The 14,207-nt window shown below is 64.7% G+C and carries 12 protein-coding genes; 6 read left to right on the top strand and 6 right to left on the bottom strand.

The annotated features are described in order from the left end of the window. Window positions 1-128: 128 nt before the first annotated feature. Window positions 129-725, bottom strand: coding sequence for an HD domain-containing protein (locus tag BRA49_RS10050; RefSeq protein ID WP_292385718.1), 597 nt, complete (start codon window positions 723-725; stop codon window positions 129-131). Beyond that, window positions 722-1,720 carry an ADP-ribosylglycohydrolase family protein gene (locus BRA49_RS10045; RefSeq protein WP_292385714.1) on the bottom strand — a complete coding sequence of 333 codons (999 nt, stop codon included), beginning with the start codon at window positions 1,718-1,720 and terminating at the stop codon, window positions 722-724. Before BRA49_RS10045 ends, BRA49_RS10050 begins: the two co-directional genes overlap by 4 nt. A gap of 109 nt (window positions 1,721-1,829) precedes the next feature. Here BRA49_RS10045 and BRA49_RS10040 point away from each other — a divergent pair, with 109 nt between their 5' ends. The 3 genes from BRA49_RS10040 (at window position 1,830) to BRA49_RS10030 (ending at window position 8,589) form a co-directional block, all read left to right on the top strand. Continuing rightward, window positions 1,830-4,907: a PD-(D/E)XK nuclease family protein gene (locus BRA49_RS10040; RefSeq protein ID WP_292385712.1), complete on the top strand. Its 3,078-nt coding sequence runs from the start codon at window positions 1,830-1,832 to the stop codon at window positions 4,905-4,907. Next, window positions 4,894-8,145, top strand: coding sequence for a UvrD-helicase domain-containing protein (locus BRA49_RS10035; RefSeq protein WP_292385710.1), 3,252 nt, complete (start codon window positions 4,894-4,896; stop codon window positions 8,143-8,145). Before BRA49_RS10040 ends, BRA49_RS10035 begins: the two co-directional genes overlap by 14 nt. Window positions 8,146-8,277: 132 nt before the next feature. Next, window positions 8,278-8,589: a hypothetical protein gene (locus tag BRA49_RS10030; RefSeq protein ID WP_292385708.1), complete on the top strand. Its 312-nt coding sequence runs from the start codon at window positions 8,278-8,280 to the stop codon at window positions 8,587-8,589. Window positions 8,590-8,734: 145 nt separating this feature from the next. Here BRA49_RS10030 and BRA49_RS10025 read toward each other — a convergent pair whose 3' ends face one another. The 4 genes from BRA49_RS10025 to BRA49_RS10010 form a co-directional block, all read right to left on the bottom strand. Continuing rightward, the gene (locus tag BRA49_RS10025; protein ID WP_292385706.1) at window positions 8,735-8,896 is read right to left on the bottom strand and encodes a hypothetical protein; all 162 of its coding nucleotides are present in this window, start codon (window positions 8,894-8,896) and stop codon (window positions 8,735-8,737) included. A 197-nt stretch (window positions 8,897-9,093) separates the two neighbouring features. Further along, complete coding sequence (locus BRA49_RS13565; protein ID WP_348531987.1) at window positions 9,094-9,276, bottom strand: hypothetical protein; 183 nt, start codon at window positions 9,274-9,276, stop codon at window positions 9,094-9,096. 394 nt (window positions 9,277-9,670) lie between these two features. After that, on the bottom strand, window positions 9,671-10,774 hold the full coding sequence (locus BRA49_RS10015) for a Fic family protein (RefSeq protein WP_292385704.1): 1,104 nt from the start codon (window positions 10,772-10,774) through the stop codon (window positions 9,671-9,673). After that, the gene (locus BRA49_RS10010) at window positions 10,771-11,784 is read right to left on the bottom strand and encodes a type I restriction-modification system subunit M (RefSeq protein ID WP_292385702.1); all 1,014 of its coding nucleotides are present in this window, start codon (window positions 11,782-11,784) and stop codon (window positions 10,771-10,773) included. The genes BRA49_RS10015 and BRA49_RS10010 overlap by 4 nt, the downstream gene beginning before the upstream one ends. A gap of 244 nt (window positions 11,785-12,028) precedes the next feature. On the opposite strand from BRA49_RS10010, the gene BRA49_RS10005 reads away from it, so the two are divergent. The 3 genes from BRA49_RS10005 (at window position 12,029) to BRA49_RS10000 (ending at window position 14,175) form a co-directional block, all read left to right on the top strand. Further along, window positions 12,029-12,292 carry a hypothetical protein gene (locus tag BRA49_RS10005; RefSeq protein WP_292385699.1) on the top strand — a complete coding sequence of 88 codons (264 nt, stop codon included), beginning with the start codon at window positions 12,029-12,031 and terminating at the stop codon, window positions 12,290-12,292. A gap of 187 nt (window positions 12,293-12,479) precedes the next feature. Further along, on the top strand, window positions 12,480-12,608 hold the full coding sequence (locus BRA49_RS13560) for a symporter small accessory protein (RefSeq protein ID WP_292558549.1): 129 nt from the start codon (window positions 12,480-12,482) through the stop codon (window positions 12,606-12,608). Next, window positions 12,598-14,175, top strand: a complete 1,578-nt coding sequence (locus BRA49_RS10000) for a sodium:solute symporter family protein (RefSeq protein WP_292385697.1) — start codon at window positions 12,598-12,600, stop codon at window positions 14,173-14,175. Before BRA49_RS13560 ends, BRA49_RS10000 begins: the two co-directional genes overlap by 11 nt. Window positions 14,176-14,207: the final 32 nt, after the last annotated feature.

The following is a 14,207-nucleotide window of genomic DNA, read 5'->3' as shown; positions in this document are numbered from 1 at the left end:
CAGAAAAGAGGGAGGTTCCCGCCGATCAGGGCAGCGGTGCCGGCGGCGATCACGGCCCCGATGAGGAATGAGACGAATATGCGGGTATCCATGAGAGGGTTCACTCCGCAGGACGGTTAACCGTTTCTTTATCGCCCGGAGAGGGGCCGGAGATGCATCTCGTCCTCCAGGGCCGCGAGAAACGCGAGAAGGAACGCATGCCTCTCCCCGGCGATCTCCCGGGCGCTCTCTGTGTGCATGCGGTCCTTGAGATTCAGGAGTTTTTCGTGAACATGATCGATTGCGTCCCCGATGCCCCGTCCCTGTTCTCCCGATTGCATGAACGTCCTCGCGATCCCGACCGCACCCATCGCGTCCAGGTTGTCGGCGTCCGAGAGCACCCGGGCCTCGAGGGTCTCGGGGTCGATCCCGGCACTGTAGCGGTGCGCCCGGACGGCGTGGACGATGCCTGCGATACGGTCCGCCGGATAGCCGACGGACTCAAGATACGCTGCCGCCATCCGTGCCCCCTCTTCTTCATGGGGGACGCCCGCCTCCTCTTCAATGGGCCGGGCGATGTCGTGGAAGATGGCGGCCGGGATGAGGACCGCCATATCCGCTCCTTCGCGGGCGCCGAGCGTCTCGCAGAGGCTGACGACCCGGAGGGTATGGTCGAACCCGTGGGCCCCGGATGCCGGGAGCACGGCTTTAACGTGGTCGAGCATTGCGACGGTCTCTTCGTTCATGAGCCATCTCTGTCGCACAAGGGCAGAACTCTATCTCCCATACGGAGAACCCGCTCCGGCTCACCGGTCCTGCACCTCGCGCACCGCATCAGGTTCTCAGCATACGCCTCGATGAGATCACGCATGGCGAGGCACTCCCGCCACGCCCACGGGATCGCGGCAGCCCCGTAATACGCCCCGGCGAGCTGCCCGTAGATCGCCCCGGTCGTGTCGGCGTCCTCCCCGAGGTTCACCGCGAGGAGGCAGCCCTCCGCAAACGTGCTGCTTCGCGAGAACGCCCAGAGCGCCGCCTCAAGCGAGGCCGCGACGTATCCCCGCCCCCGGATCGCCGGAGGCTCTTTGCGGAGGTAGGATCCCGCCGCGACTGCATCGATCTCGCCGGCGAGCGGGTGCTCTTCCCAGTAGCCCGGAACCGGGGAGTACCGCTCCGAAAGCAGCACCTCTTTCGGGGCGCCGGCAAGGGCGCCGAGGATCAGCCCCCCGAAGAACCGGCAGGCGTCGACGGCAACCGGCAGCGCGTGGGTGGTCCGCGAACTCTCGCCGGAGAGTTCGATCGCCCGAACGGGGTCGGCGGCGTAGAACATCGGCACCGGGCAGACCCGCATCAGGGACCCGTTCCCCGCCGACCGCTCGTCCGTCAGCCCGGGAAAGGGCTCCCGGGAGAGGCTGAACCGTTCGAGCGCCTTCCGGGTCGTCGTCCCGATATCAAAGCAGGTGCCGGTGCTTGAGAGGTGCCCCTCCCGGTACCAGCGCACGTAGCGCTCCAGCTGGTCGACTGGGTCAAACCCGCTCTTCTCGATCAGGCTCTCGGCGAGGGAGAGGGCGAGCGAGGTGTCGTCGGTCCACTCGCCCGGCCGGAGGCCGAACGGCCCGCCGCCGACCATCCCGGTGATCGGTGCAAACGTCCCCGGCGGCCGGAATTCAAGCGTCGTCCCGAGCGCGTCGCCGGCGGCCAGGCCGAGGAGGCAGCCGCGGTAGCGGTCGATTCTATCCATGCTGTTGTTTCAGGTCGCTTTTGTCAAAGACGGTTCCGGTTTGTGCCGGCCAAAATAACAACACTCATCCCTCCTCCTTCCTAAACACCTCACCAGGAGAGTTCATCGGATGTCCACCGCCGTTCTGTACCGCCAGTTGCCCGGAGAGGGTCTCGACGTGTTCATCGCGGAGTTCCGGAAAGCCGCCGGCCGCGACCCGTTCGGGACCGTCTTCATCGTCCCAACCTCGAGCCTCGCCCGGGAGGTCGCCCGGCGCCTCGGGAAGCAGGGTGCCCCGCTCGTCGCCGGCGCAGTCACGACCCTCCCCGGCTTCGCCCGGAAGGTCTTTGACGACCACACTGCGTCGGAGATCCCGATCCCGGCGGCCGGAACCCGGTTCATCCTCGCCCGGCTGCTCGCCGCCGGGGATTATCCGCTCCTCTCCGGTGCCGGGGCCGTCGACGAACTCGCGACCCTCTTCTCGGTCCTTACCATGCGGAAGGTCAACTACCCGGCCGCGCTCGGCGAGATGCAGAGCGCAAAGAGCGCCGAGATCGCCCGTCTCCTCAACGCCTACCTCAGGTTTCTCGACGATCGCCGCCTCGTCGACGAGAGCACCCTCCTCTCCCGGGCAGTCCGGCTCCTCGCGGGCTCGCGAGAGGTCCGGACGGTCTTCGTCTACGGGCTCTTCGGGCCGATGCCGCTCGAGCGGGACCTGCTCCTTGCCCTGCGGGAGTCCGCGGACGAGTTCCACTACGCCCTCCCCTTGGCCGCAAACCCGGCGATCTTTGCGGACGACGGCGGGTGGCTGCATCCGGACGTGGTCGTCGCGGCGGACGGACGCTCCTCGCACCTCGCCGCCCTCTTCTCCCGGGGCCCGCCCCGAGACTGCGGCGGGTTCATCCACATCGCCGAACGCCGCGACCGGCTCGACGAAGTCCGGGCGATAGCGCAGGAGGTCCACGACCTTATCACCGCCGGGGTCCGGCCGGACGATATCGCGGTCGCGTTCCCCGACCTCGACGCGGCGGTGCCGTACGTTGAAGAAATCTTTCCCGACTTCGGGGTCCCGTACGCCGTATCCGGCGGCCGGCGGCTCTCCACATCGCCGCTCGTCCAGGCGCTTCTTTCGGTCCTCACCGTCCCGGCCCGCGGCTACCGGCGGGAGGACGTCGTCGCCCTCGCGACCTCTCCCTACCTACCGGACACCCGCGGATGCGAGATCGACCTCCTCTCCCGGGAGGCCCGGGTCACCGCCGGATCGGCCGCCTGGGACGAGCGGCTCGCGGCGCTCGCCCGCGCCCTCGAAGAGGATCGGGCGAGGCCGGATACACCGGCATCCGCCGGGCGCAGGCTCGAAGCAAGAATCGCCTCGATTGAAGCGGTGCGAGACGAGGTTCACCGGCTCTTTGCCGACCTTGCGACACTCACGGGGACGAAGACGATCCCGGAGCACCTCGCTGCATACCGCTCGCTCCTGGCTACGTGGCAGGCCCCGGCGATGCCCGGGGAGGGGGAGCGAGACCTGCTGGACGGCGAGGCGCAAGACCTCCGGGGATTCGTAAAGACCCTTGCGGCGCTTGAGGAACTCGCCCGGCTGCTCCCGGAAGAGAAGGTGCCCCTTGCGGAGTTCGCCTCCCTCCTCGGCCTCCTCGTTGCCGGGACCCGGGGCAGCCGGCGACGGAATCCTCGTGCCGTCCAGGTTTTCGGCGTCCGGGAGGTCCAGCACCTCGCCGTCCCCTACCTCTTCATCGGCGACCTCGTCGAGGGCGCGATGCCGCGGCTGACCACCCGGCTCCCGTTTACCACCGATGCCGAGACACGGCGCCTTGCGACACGGTCGAAGGACGACGTCCTCCGGGAGGAGCGCTACCACTTCATCGCGGCCCTCCTTGCCGCCCGCTTCCGGGTCTACCTCAGTTTCCCCGCGGCCGAAGGCGCAACACCCCTGGTGCGTTCCGGGTTTCTGGACGCCGTCCGCGAGACCTTCTCCCCGGAGGCGTGGGGGAGCGACGACTTTCCGGACTCCACGCTCGCAGCAGCCCGACGCGCCGGCGCCCTCCTCGCCCGGGGGGAGGTGCCGGCAGAGATGCCGCCGGGAATTGGGGTGCATGAGGCCATCCGCCGGCTCAACATCGAGAACTATCACCGGAAGGGCGGTTACGACTCCCCCTACGACGGCCTGCTCGGCGGTGACCCGGCGAGCATCGCGATACTCGCCGAACGGTTCGGCGAAGGGGCCGTCTTCTCCCCGACGGCGCTCGAGACCTACGCCGACTGCCCATTCCGGTTCTACCTGGAGCGGGGCCTCGGCCTTACCTCGCTCCCTCCGGCTGATCCCGACCTGACGGCACAGGAGCGGGGGAACCTCGTCCACCGGGTCGCCTACCGGTTCTACTCCGGCTGGAGACGCGACGGCAACGACCCGGTCACCCAAGCCTCGTATCCGGAAGCTCTCCGGCGGATCCTCAATGCCGGCCGGGAGGAGGCCGATCGGTTTACGTTCGAAAGCCCGGCCTGGGTCGCAGACAGGGAGCATCTCCTCGGGTCGCCCGCGGCCGGCCCGGGGCTGCTCGAGCGGTTCCTCCGGCACGAGACGGAACTCGCGGTCTCCGGCCTCCTCCCGCAGGCCTTCGAGGTCTCGTTCGGCCTCCCGGTCTCGCCGGGAGAGGTCGACCCCGTATCGATCCCCGACGCAGTCGCGGTCCCGCTCGGCGACGAGATCCTCCGCCTGCGGGGCAGGGTCGATCGGGTCGACGTCCTGCCGGACGGCCGGTTCGCGATCACCGACTACAAGACCGGGACCTCGCACCCCGCCCTCAAGGATATTCTGGCAGGGAGAGCGCTCCAGCTGCCGCTCTACATCCGGGCGGTCGAGACCCTGACCGGGATGCAGGGAGTCGCCGGCACCTACTACACCCTCCGGCGCGGGGAGGTCCGGAACCGGCCGGTCTTCTGGGATAAGGCGATGAAAGACTGTTTTGTCTGTTTCCCGGGATCACGGCAGAGCGGCGTTGAGGACGTCCGGGCGCTGGTCGAGAATGCTCTCGGCTGGGTGGAAGAGTACCTCGCCGGGATCCGTAGCGGGCGCTTCCCGCCCCGGTCGGATGCCGGCCCCTGCCCGCGCTACTGCGATTTTGCGACGATCTGCCGGTTCGACGACCTGCGGCTGCTTAACACGGAGGTGACGACCGATGGGACTGACTGAACGCCAGGCGCGGGCCGCGCTCGACCACACGAGAAGCAAGTGCGTCACCGCCGGGGCCGGGACGGGAAAGACGCACGTTCTGGTGCAGAAGTACATCAGCCTGCTCGAGAGCGGCGTCGACGTCGGAGATATCCTCGCCCTGACCTTCACCGAGAAAGCGGCCGCGGAGATGAAGGTCCGGGTCCGGCAGGCCCTCGCGGAGAGGGGAGGCGAAGCGTGGGACGCAGTCCGCGACGAGTTCCTCTGGGCGAAGATATCGACCTTCCATGCCTTCTGCGCCTCCGTCCTCCGCGAGTTCCCGCTCGAGGCCGGTGTCGGGCCCGGCGTTACCGTCCTCGACGAGCGGGAGGCGATCCTGCTCGCCGATGAGGCAATGAATGACCTCATCTACGGTGATCCGCCCCAAGGAGCCCGGGACGCGGTGATCGGCGTCCTCCGTGCGGTCGGGGCCTACGAGTTGAAGAACTACCTGGAAGCGCTCTACTCGCGCCGCGATGACTCTGAGACGTTCTTTGCCGCCTTACGAGGGAGCGAGGAGGTTGTGCTCGACGCCTGGACGGCAGCCGTGGAAGGAGAGCGGGCGAAGGCGCGTGCAGCCTTCTTCGACCGTGCCGGCCCCTCGCTTGAGACGCTCAAGGACCTTTCCGCCCGCTACCCCGGCGAACGGGACCCGGCCGAGACCTACCTCCGGGCCGTCGAGCCGCACCTCGCTGCAGACGCGGTCGCAGCACTCGCCGGGGTCCACACGGGTTCGCGGTTCCGGGCAAATATGGGACAGAAACAGAACTGGGCGGGAGACGACCTCGAACGCCTCCGGGCGGCCTACGGCGTCCTGAAAGGGTGTCTCAAGGACCACGAGACTGCCTGCCCGCCTGCCATCGACCCGGCCGACCCCTTCACAAGGGCGACGCTCGACTTCCTCCACGACCTCGGCACGGTCTACCGCGCCTTCACCGGGGCGGTGGAAGCGGAAAAACGGCGACGAAACGCTCTCGACTTCGACGACCTGGTCAACCGTACCCACCGGCTCTTTGCCGACCACGCGGATATCGCGGCGCACTTCCGGGACCGGTTCCGGTTTGTCCTGGTCGACGAGTTCCAGGACACCGATCCCGTCCAGATCGCTATTATTCACGCGATCCTCGGCCGGGAGCCGGGGAACCTTTTCATCGTCGGCGACCCCAAACAGTCCATCTACCTCTTCCGGGAGGCCGATGTCGCTCAGTTCCGGCATACTCGCGACCTGATCGAGCAGGACCTCGGCGGCGAGACGATCGCGCTCGACGTCAACTTCCGAAGCACGCCCGAGGTCGTCGGATTCACGAACGCCGTCTTCGGCGCCCTGATGGCAGAGTCAGGACGTCCCTGGGAATTCCTCTACGAACCGCTGCGAGCGTTCAGGCAGGAGGCCGGATCGGTCGAACTCCTCCTCTGCCCGAAGGTAAAGGACCGGGCGGCCGGCCGACGGGCCGAAGCCGAGATGGTCGCCCGAAAGATCCGGGCCATCGTCGAGCGGGGGGAGAAACAGGTCTACCGGAACGGAGAGGGCCGGCCGGCGGGCTACGGTGATATCGCCGTCCTGCTTGAACGGCGGACGAACCTCTCCTACTACGAGTGGGCGCTCGAGCGCTACGGCGTCCCCTACCGCGTCCACGCGGGCCTCGGGTTCTACGAGCGCCAGGAAGTCTACGATGTCTACAACATCCTCCGGTTCCTCGTAAACGACCTGGACGACGTGGCGCTCTACGGCCTCTTGCGGTCGCCGTACTTCGGGTTCTCCGACGCCCGGCTCTTTGCCGTCGCCGGGTCGGAGGCCTCGCTCTGGGAGCGGCTGCAACGGTCCCCCGACCCGGATGCCGCCGCGGCGGTCTCGACTCTCCGGGGGTGGCTCTCCGTCGCCCGGAGGCTCCCGCCCGCCCGCCTCATCCGCCGGATCGTCGAGGAGTCGGGGATCGCCGTAGTCTTCGGCGGGATGGCCGGGGGCGAGCAGGCGGCCGCGAACGTCGAGAAGTTGATCGCGATCGCACGGGAGGCCGACTGCTCCACGCTCGCCGACCTCGTGGGGGAACTCGGGCGCTGCATCGATGAGAGGCAGCGGGAAGGGGATGCCCCCCTCGAACTTGCACCGGGAGATGGGGTCTCGATCATGACGGTGCATGCCGCAAAGGGGCTCGAGTTCCCGGTCGTCGTCGTCCCCGACCTCGCGGAGACACCGAAGACCGGCGGGGCGACCATCATGGTCGGGGGCGGGCTGCTGCTCGGTGTCTCGATACCGAACCCGGCAAACGACCACGAGCGCGAGGAGACGCCCGTCCTCCGTCTCCTCAAGGCAGAATACCGGCAGAAGGAGGAGGCGGAGAGAAAGCGGCTCTTCTACGTCGCGGCAACACGGGCGCGGGATCACCTGATCCTCTGCGGGGTGATGCCGGGTGAGGTCCCGGAGACCCTTCCAGCCGCAAAGACCCGGATGGCCTGGCTCGCGCACTGCCTCGGGCTTTCTTCGGAAGTTTCCGCCCAGGAAGAAGCCGCCCTGGGGGCGCTCCGCATCGCGCTCACCCTCGACCCGGCGAAGATCCCGGTCGACGTAGATGAGACTTCCCCGGTCTATATCCCGGTTCCGGACGACGTCCCGGCAGCGGGCGGCGGCCCGGGGAAGGTCCCCCCGGTCACCGGGGAGGAGGAGCACGTCTACTCGGCAAGCGAGATTGAGCACTACCTCAGCGGTCCGGGGGTATCCCGGCCGCCGCGGTTCTCCGCCGGTCCGGATTCGATAACCCGCGGCCTGATCGTCCACGAGGTCTTCCGCGGCCGGGACCCCGCCGTGGTGTTGCGGCGCTACGGCCGGGACTCCGGGTGGGCGGAGGAGCTCCAGGGACACTACGAGCGGTTCCTGGCATCACCCCTGATGCAGGGGAAGATCGCCGATCACCGCGAGGTGCCTTTTTGGGCGCGGGTGAACGGCGTTCCATTCGAGGGAGCCATCGACCGGCTGGTGCAGCGGCCGGACGGTGCCTGGATCCTGGTCGACTACAAGACCGGGACGCCGGGGGGCGTCGAGGAGTATGCGGTCCAGATAACGGTCTACCGGCATGCCGCCGCTCAGCTCCTGGGGCAGCCGGTCACGCCGTACCTCTACTTCGTCGACGCCGATCGCTGGGTGGAGGTTGCGGTGGACGAGGAGCAGGTCTTTGCTACGATCGAGCAGGCGGTCCGGGGGATCGAAGAGAGGAGTTTCTGACGACTGGAGTGCCGGGAGCCGGGGAGTGCCCTGGATGGAGTGAACTGGAGCGATGCGGAGACGGCGCTCCATCCTCTCTCATCCGAAAGTGATGATGCTTGCCGGAAGGTAATATCGGCATAGAGGAGTCCGGTGCATCCAATCATCCGCGAGAAGATCCCCGAGATCGCCTGCATTGCTCGCCGCCGCCGCGTGAGACGGTTCGGGATATTCTGCCAGGCAACAGGCGACCGGTTCGACCCGGTAGCGAGCGACATCGATTTTGTCGTCGAGTTCGAACCGATGGCCCCGGCGGAGCATGCTGAGGCCTATTTCGGTCTCGCCGAAGGCCCGGCACGGCTCTTTTGCCGCGAGATCGATCTCGTTGAACTATCGGCGATCAGAAACCCGATCTTCCGTGAATCCGTGAAAGAGAACTGCAGGGACATCTATGCCGTCGCGTGAAGGCCGGAAATATCTTTACGACATTGTCCTGATTCACGGTTTGCGCGGGGAGCAGCGCTCCACGATGAGATGCGCCGGAAACGAGCCGGATCGCAGGCACGGCGGCACCCCTGCGTACGACCTCCGGTTCTTTCACCCGCACCCTTCAGTCGTAGAGGCCGATCGCCAGGAAGTCATCGTCCGAGAGTTCGTCCCAGAGTTCGAGGACGACAGAGCCGTCGTCAAGGACGTCACCGGGGATGACCCATTCGGAATCGACCTCCCGTACCTCTTCAACCCCGCCCGGGGTTCGTACAAGCACCTTCATCCGGTATTCCCCGGTGCGGTCGGCCGGATCGAGGTCCTCTCTTGCATGGGCATGCTGCCGGCCGCCTGCGCGAGATGATGGTCCGGGCCGGATAAAAAGGTTCCCGATCCAGCGGTTGTTTTCGTGAACTCAGGGTTATGGAGGGGTATGGGATGTCCGGTTACGGGGAAGGTGACGCCGGTGATCCCGGGCATCGTTCAGGTCTCCGCTCCGGCCCGCTTGAGGATGAGCCGGTAGTCCTCCTCGGGGATCTCGCGCATGGCGATGCGGAGGTCTCCGCTCCACATCGTCTTGTTCGTGATGATTTTCGATAGGTTGAACTCCGGTCGTGCCCGGTAGATCTGTTGAATGAGCCGGGGGACAACCTCAGTGCGAGGCATTGTGCTCTCCTGTTTACGACCCGGGTATATACGGGTTTCTTTATCGTCCGGGGTTGACCGGATGCCCGCCATAACGGAGATCGATCCCCGCATTCCCTCTCAAAACCATATCGACGCCCGTAATCCCAGGGCAATCTCCTGCAGTCCTATCCCTCGCCGTCTCCCGCGCTCATACCGCTACCCCTGTGCCGCGATCCGGGGGCCCGGCGGCCGGCCGGGTCCGATCGTTGTGGGTCACCCATGTCCCACAAATATTCTTGTGGGCCATATATTGCGTTTTCTGACCCACAAATTCCGTTGTGGATCGTAGATGACCCACAAACACTTCCTGGAACAGGGTTTGTGTATATCGGGGTTTTGATATACACAAATCTGTTTGCTGGTACCAGAATACTCACAGTCGGTCCCCCTCGGTGATGGCGATCAGGCGCGAGAAGACGTAGGTCGTGGCGCGCCGTCCCCCACCCTCCGTAAGGGCGGTAATAATATCCTGCTCCCGGAGTTGCTGGAGGAGCCGGTTTGCCGTCTTCTTCGGTATCCCGGTCTGCTCGTAAAACTCGGATGGGATGAAGACCGGCACTTTAAAGAGGGCATCAATCGCGGCGATTGCGTACTGTGACCGGATCACCTCCGGCACCGTCTGCTTCATCTCGTCGTAAAGGTCGAGGATCGCCTTTGCTTTCCGGCCGTTCGCCCCGGCCTGCTCCTCGATGGCGTGGAGGAAGAACGCGATCCAGCCGTTCCAGTCCCCGTCCTGTGAGACCCCGAGCAGCCGCTCGTAGTAGGCCGGCCGGTTCCGCTCGAGGAATGCGCTGATATAGAACATCGGGCTCCCGATCAACCCTTTCTCGTAGAGGATGAGGGGGACGAGCATCCGCCCGATACGCCCGTTGCCGTCGCAGAACGGGTGGATGAGCTCGAACTGCGCTTTCAGGACCGAGAGTTGGACGAGGACGTCCTTCTCCTCCCGTTGCAGGTATGCCTCCCAGTCCGCGAGCGCCCCGGAAACATCCTCCGGCGCCGGCGGGACATAGATTGCGTGCTCGATGTGGGCGTCCCGCCCGATGAAGTTCTGGATCGTGCGGACGCACCCCGGCTCCCGGTCCATGCCCCGGCTGTCGGAAAGAAGGATCCGGTGCAGGTCGCAGACGAGCGCCAGATCCAGCCGCCGGGTCTTGAGGGCTTCCACCGCGGTATTCAGCGCTTCCCGGTAGTTGATGATCTCCTGGATGTCGGCGAGGGTTGTACCGTGGAGTGGCTCCTTTGGGTTCGCCTCAAAGCGCAGGACGTCCTCAAGCGACGCCTGCGTTCCCTCGATCCGTGACGAGAGCACCGCCTCCTGCGTCAGGAGCGGGGAGAGCAGGAGCCGTGGGTTCGGGATCGCCTGGAGGATGCCGTCGTACCGGGCGAGAGCGCGGTTCGCCGACGCGATCTGCGGGATGTGAGCCTCCCAGTCGATGGGGGCCGGGGGCAGCGGCTCCGGGACATAAGGCTTCATCCCATCATCCCCTTCACCATCACCAGGGTCTCCGCTTCGAGCCCCTTGATCTCCGCATCGAACCGTCCAGCCGAACCGCGCTCAAACTCGGCCTTAATGAAGTCTTCCTCCTGCTTCCAGGACTTCCCGTAGGGCGGGTTGCAGATCATGTAGTCGAACTTCATCCCCGGATGCCCGTCTCTTGAGAACGAGGAGCCGCGCATGATATTGTCCGCGTCGCGGTCGTCGCCTTTGATCAGTACATCGCTCTTGCAGACCGCGTAGGTCTCGTCGTTCGTCTCCTGCCCGAAGAGCCGGATGTCCGCGTTCGGGTTGATCTCGGAGACGATGTGCTCCTTGGTGACCGAGAGCATCCCGCCGGTCCCGCAGGCCGGATCGAGGACCGTCTTGATGATATGGTTGTGAGTAAGCATATCCGCGTCGCCCGCGAGCATGAGGTTCACCATCAGTTTGATCACCTCGCGGGGCGTGAAGTGCTCGCCGGGATTCTCGTTGTTCTGTTCGTTGAACTTCCGGATGAGTTCCTCGAAGATGTAACCCATCTGGTGACTGCTCACGCGGTCGGGATGAAGGTTCACCGTATCGGAGGCGAACTTCTGGACGAGCAGGTAGAGCGACCCTTTCTCGTGCAGCGCCTGGATGGAGTTCCTGATCTTGAACCGGTCCAGGATATCCCTGACGTTCTCGGAGAAGCCGTTGATGTAGTCGATCAGGTTCTTATGGATGTTCTCAGGATCGTCAAGGAGTTGCTTGAAATCGTATTTTGATGTGTTATAAAAGGCATAGCCCGACTCGTGCTTGAGCACACCGTCGAGGTTCTGGATCTCGTCTTTTAATTCTGTGTATTTCTTCAGCACATTCTTCTTGGTCGGCGCAAGCACACAGTCAATACGGGCGAGGACGGTGAACGGCAGGATCACGTCGGGATAGTTAGAACGTTTAAAATCATCGCGAAGGACATCGTCCGCAACATTCCATATAAAACTGGTGATGTGCTGAAAATTCTCCATATAATTATCCGATGGTGCGAAAATGTATTAAGATTGATTGTTTACGATCGTAACGTTCATGGCAGAGTATATACGGCCGCGTACGACCTGGCCAGGCAGAGTACGCGATTGCAGAACCGATCTTCCTGTATTCGCAGCCAACCGGGAGTATGGAAGTTGGCAAAAGATCCCACCCCTCTAAAACCCAGATCGGCGCCTATAAGCCGCCTCCCAGGGGCAAAAATCTCTGTCGAGAGGCAGTTAGATGGCCAGGCTCCTGCACGCGGCCGATTGGCAGATCGACATGAAAATGGGGCATGCCAGCAAAAAAGCGGAATTCGTCAGGCAAAAGAGATTCGAGACGGCCGGCCGTATCGTTGAACTCGCGAAGGCCGGGATCGCCGACCTGGTGCCCGGGACGGGACGCCATCGCCGCGGCCCATGGTACGACCTTGGCCTCTGGACGGGAGGTAGCCGGCAGCGATGCCGCCTTTCCCGGTCGAGCGGCAGACGAAATAGTAGAGGTTAAATAGAATGAACTGATAAGCCTGTTTAGGCACTCGATGATTGGCAACAACGTAGAGTCCTACCAGTGCACCCCGGTGCAAAACCGCACGTCAGTGCGGAACGCATTCTTCTTTAGGTAGGGAACCGGCCCTTTCGCTGCGTTCCCGTGTAATGTAACGGTCTTTTCCGTTACCGTCAGGTGGTTTGTTATGTTCGGCATCACCGATCCCGCGATCTGGGTTGGGTATCTGCTTGCGCTCGTCTTTACGCTCGCATGCTTAGTGTATGGCCTGTTGAACTGGAACAACGGAGCGGAGGAAGAACGAGATGGCAGTTGATACAGGTCTTTTCGTCGGAATGACACTGGTATACCTCGTTCTCGTCATCGGCCTCGGCTACCTCGGCTACCGTCAGACGAAAGGAAATGACGATTATATGGTGGCCGGCAGGAAGATCAGCCCTGTCGTTCTTGCCCTCTCCTACGGCGCGACGTTCATCAGCACCTCCGCCATCATCGGGTTCGGTGGGGTTGCGGCACAGCTCGGCATGGGGATGATCTGGCTGACTGTCCTCAACATCGGGCTCGGCATCTTCATCGCGTTCGTCGTCTTCGGGAAACGGACCCGCAGTATCGGGAGCAAACTCCGTGCCGTGACCTTCCCCGACCTGATGGGGAAGTGCTACGGGTCGCCGTTCATGCAGTACGCCGCAGGGCTCGTCATCGTCATCGCCATGCCCCTGTATACGGCGGCGATCCTGATCGGCGGAGCCCAGTTCATCACGAGCACGCTGCAGGTCCCGTATACCACCGCGCTCATCGGGTTTGCCGCGGTCGTCGCCCTCTACGTGGTGCTGGGCGGGCTCATCGCCGTCATGTATACCGACGCGCTGCAGGGCGGGATCATGCTCGTCGGGATGACCATCCTCCTTGTCCTCACCTACGTCCAACTCGGGGGCGTTATCGAGGCGCATACCGCCCTTGCCGCGATGTCGGACCTCGTCCCGGGGACGCTCGCCGCCGGAGGGATGACCGGATGGGCCTCCATGCCGGCGTTCGGGTCGTCCATCTGGCTCACCATGGTGACGACGCTCGTTCTCGGGGTAGGCATCGGGGTGCTGGCGCAGCCGCAACTGGTGGTCCGGTTCATGACCGTCAAGGACAGCCGGTCACTGAACCGTGCGGTCCTCGTCGGGGGACCGTTCATCCTGATGATGACCGGCGTCGCCTTCACGGTCGGCGCGCTCACGAACGTCTACTTCTACCAGAACCAGGGCGTGATCGCTCTCGCAGCGGCCACCGGCGGCAACGTCGACACGATCATACCGAACTTCATCAACGCATCGATGCCGGACCTCTTCGTCGTTATCTTCATGCTGGCGCTCCTTGCCGCCGCGATGTCCACGCTCAGTTCCCTCTTCCACGTCATGGGCACGTCGCTCGGGTTCGACGTCATACGGCGCACCGGCTCCGGGAAAGCGGCGATGCGGCCGATCCGGGTGGCGACCGTCGTCATGATCGTCGTAAGCGTTGTCCTTGCCTTCATCCTGCCCGGCAGCATCATCGCCCGGGCGACGGCGATGTTCATGGGCCTCTGCGCATCCGCGTTTCTGCCGGCATACGCCCACGCCATGTACAGCAGCAGGCCGTCGCTCCGCGCGGCGAAGATAAGCCTTGTTGCCGGAGCGGCCGCCTGGTTTGTGTGGACCGCCTTCGTCCACGTCAAGGAGTCGGCCGCGCTCGGTCTCTCCGACCTCCTCTTCGGGGTTCCGGCGGTCCTCTCCGCGCCGTGGCAGGACGTGGACCCGCTCGTCATCGCCCTCCCCCTCTCGACGGCCGCACTCCTGGTCGGGTTGGTGCTCGACCGGCACGCGGTGATTGCGGAGGGACCGACCGGGGCAGCCTGACGGTGGCCCCGGCCCCCGGGACCATTTTTTCC

Origin of the sequence: Methanoculleus sp. UBA430 (assembly GCF_002506585.1) — an archaeon.
In the GTDB taxonomy this organism is placed as follows: Archaea; Halobacteriota; Methanomicrobia; order Methanomicrobiales; family Methanoculleaceae; genus Methanoculleus.
Note: the sequence above shows the minus strand (reverse complement) of the source record. Positions and strands in the feature narration are given on the sequence as shown.

Bases quoted from the DNA above. Each gene is read 5' to 3' on its own strand.
- BRA49_RS10015 (WP_292385704.1), bottom strand. From the start codon at position 10,774: ATGAAGCCTTATGTCCCGGAGCCGCTGCCCCCGGCCCCCATCGACTGG.
- BRA49_RS10040 (WP_292385712.1), top strand. From the start codon at position 1,830: ATGTCCACCGCCGTTCTGTACCGCCAGTTGCCCGGAGAGGGTCTCGAC.
- BRA49_RS10035 (WP_292385710.1), top strand. From the start codon at position 4,894: ATGGGACTGACTGAACGCCAGGCGCGGGCCGCGCTCGACCACACGAGA.
- BRA49_RS10010 (WP_292385702.1), bottom strand. From the start codon at position 11,784: ATGGAGAATTTTCAGCACATCACCAGTTTTATATGGAATGTTGCGGAC.
- BRA49_RS13565 (WP_348531987.1), bottom strand. From the start codon at position 9,276: ATGCCTCGCACTGAGGTTGTCCCCCGGCTCATTCAACAGATCTACCGG.
- BRA49_RS13560 (WP_292558549.1), top strand. From the start codon at position 12,480: ATGTTCGGCATCACCGATCCCGCGATCTGGGTTGGGTATCTGCTTGCG.
- BRA49_RS10025 (WP_292385706.1), bottom strand. From the start codon at position 8,896: ATGAAGGTGCTTGTACGAACCCCGGGCGGGGTTGAAGAGGTACGGGAG.
- BRA49_RS10000 (WP_292385697.1), top strand. From the start codon at position 12,598: ATGGCAGTTGATACAGGTCTTTTCGTCGGAATGACACTGGTATACCTC.
- BRA49_RS10050 (WP_292385718.1), bottom strand. From the start codon at position 725: ATGAACGAAGAGACCGTCGCAATGCTCGACCACGTTAAAGCCGTGCTC.
- BRA49_RS10045 (WP_292385714.1), bottom strand. From the start codon at position 1,720: ATGGATAGAATCGACCGCTACCGCGGCTGCCTCCTCGGCCTGGCCGCC.
- BRA49_RS10005 (WP_292385699.1), top strand. From the start codon at position 12,029: ATGGCCAGGCTCCTGCACGCGGCCGATTGGCAGATCGACATGAAAATG.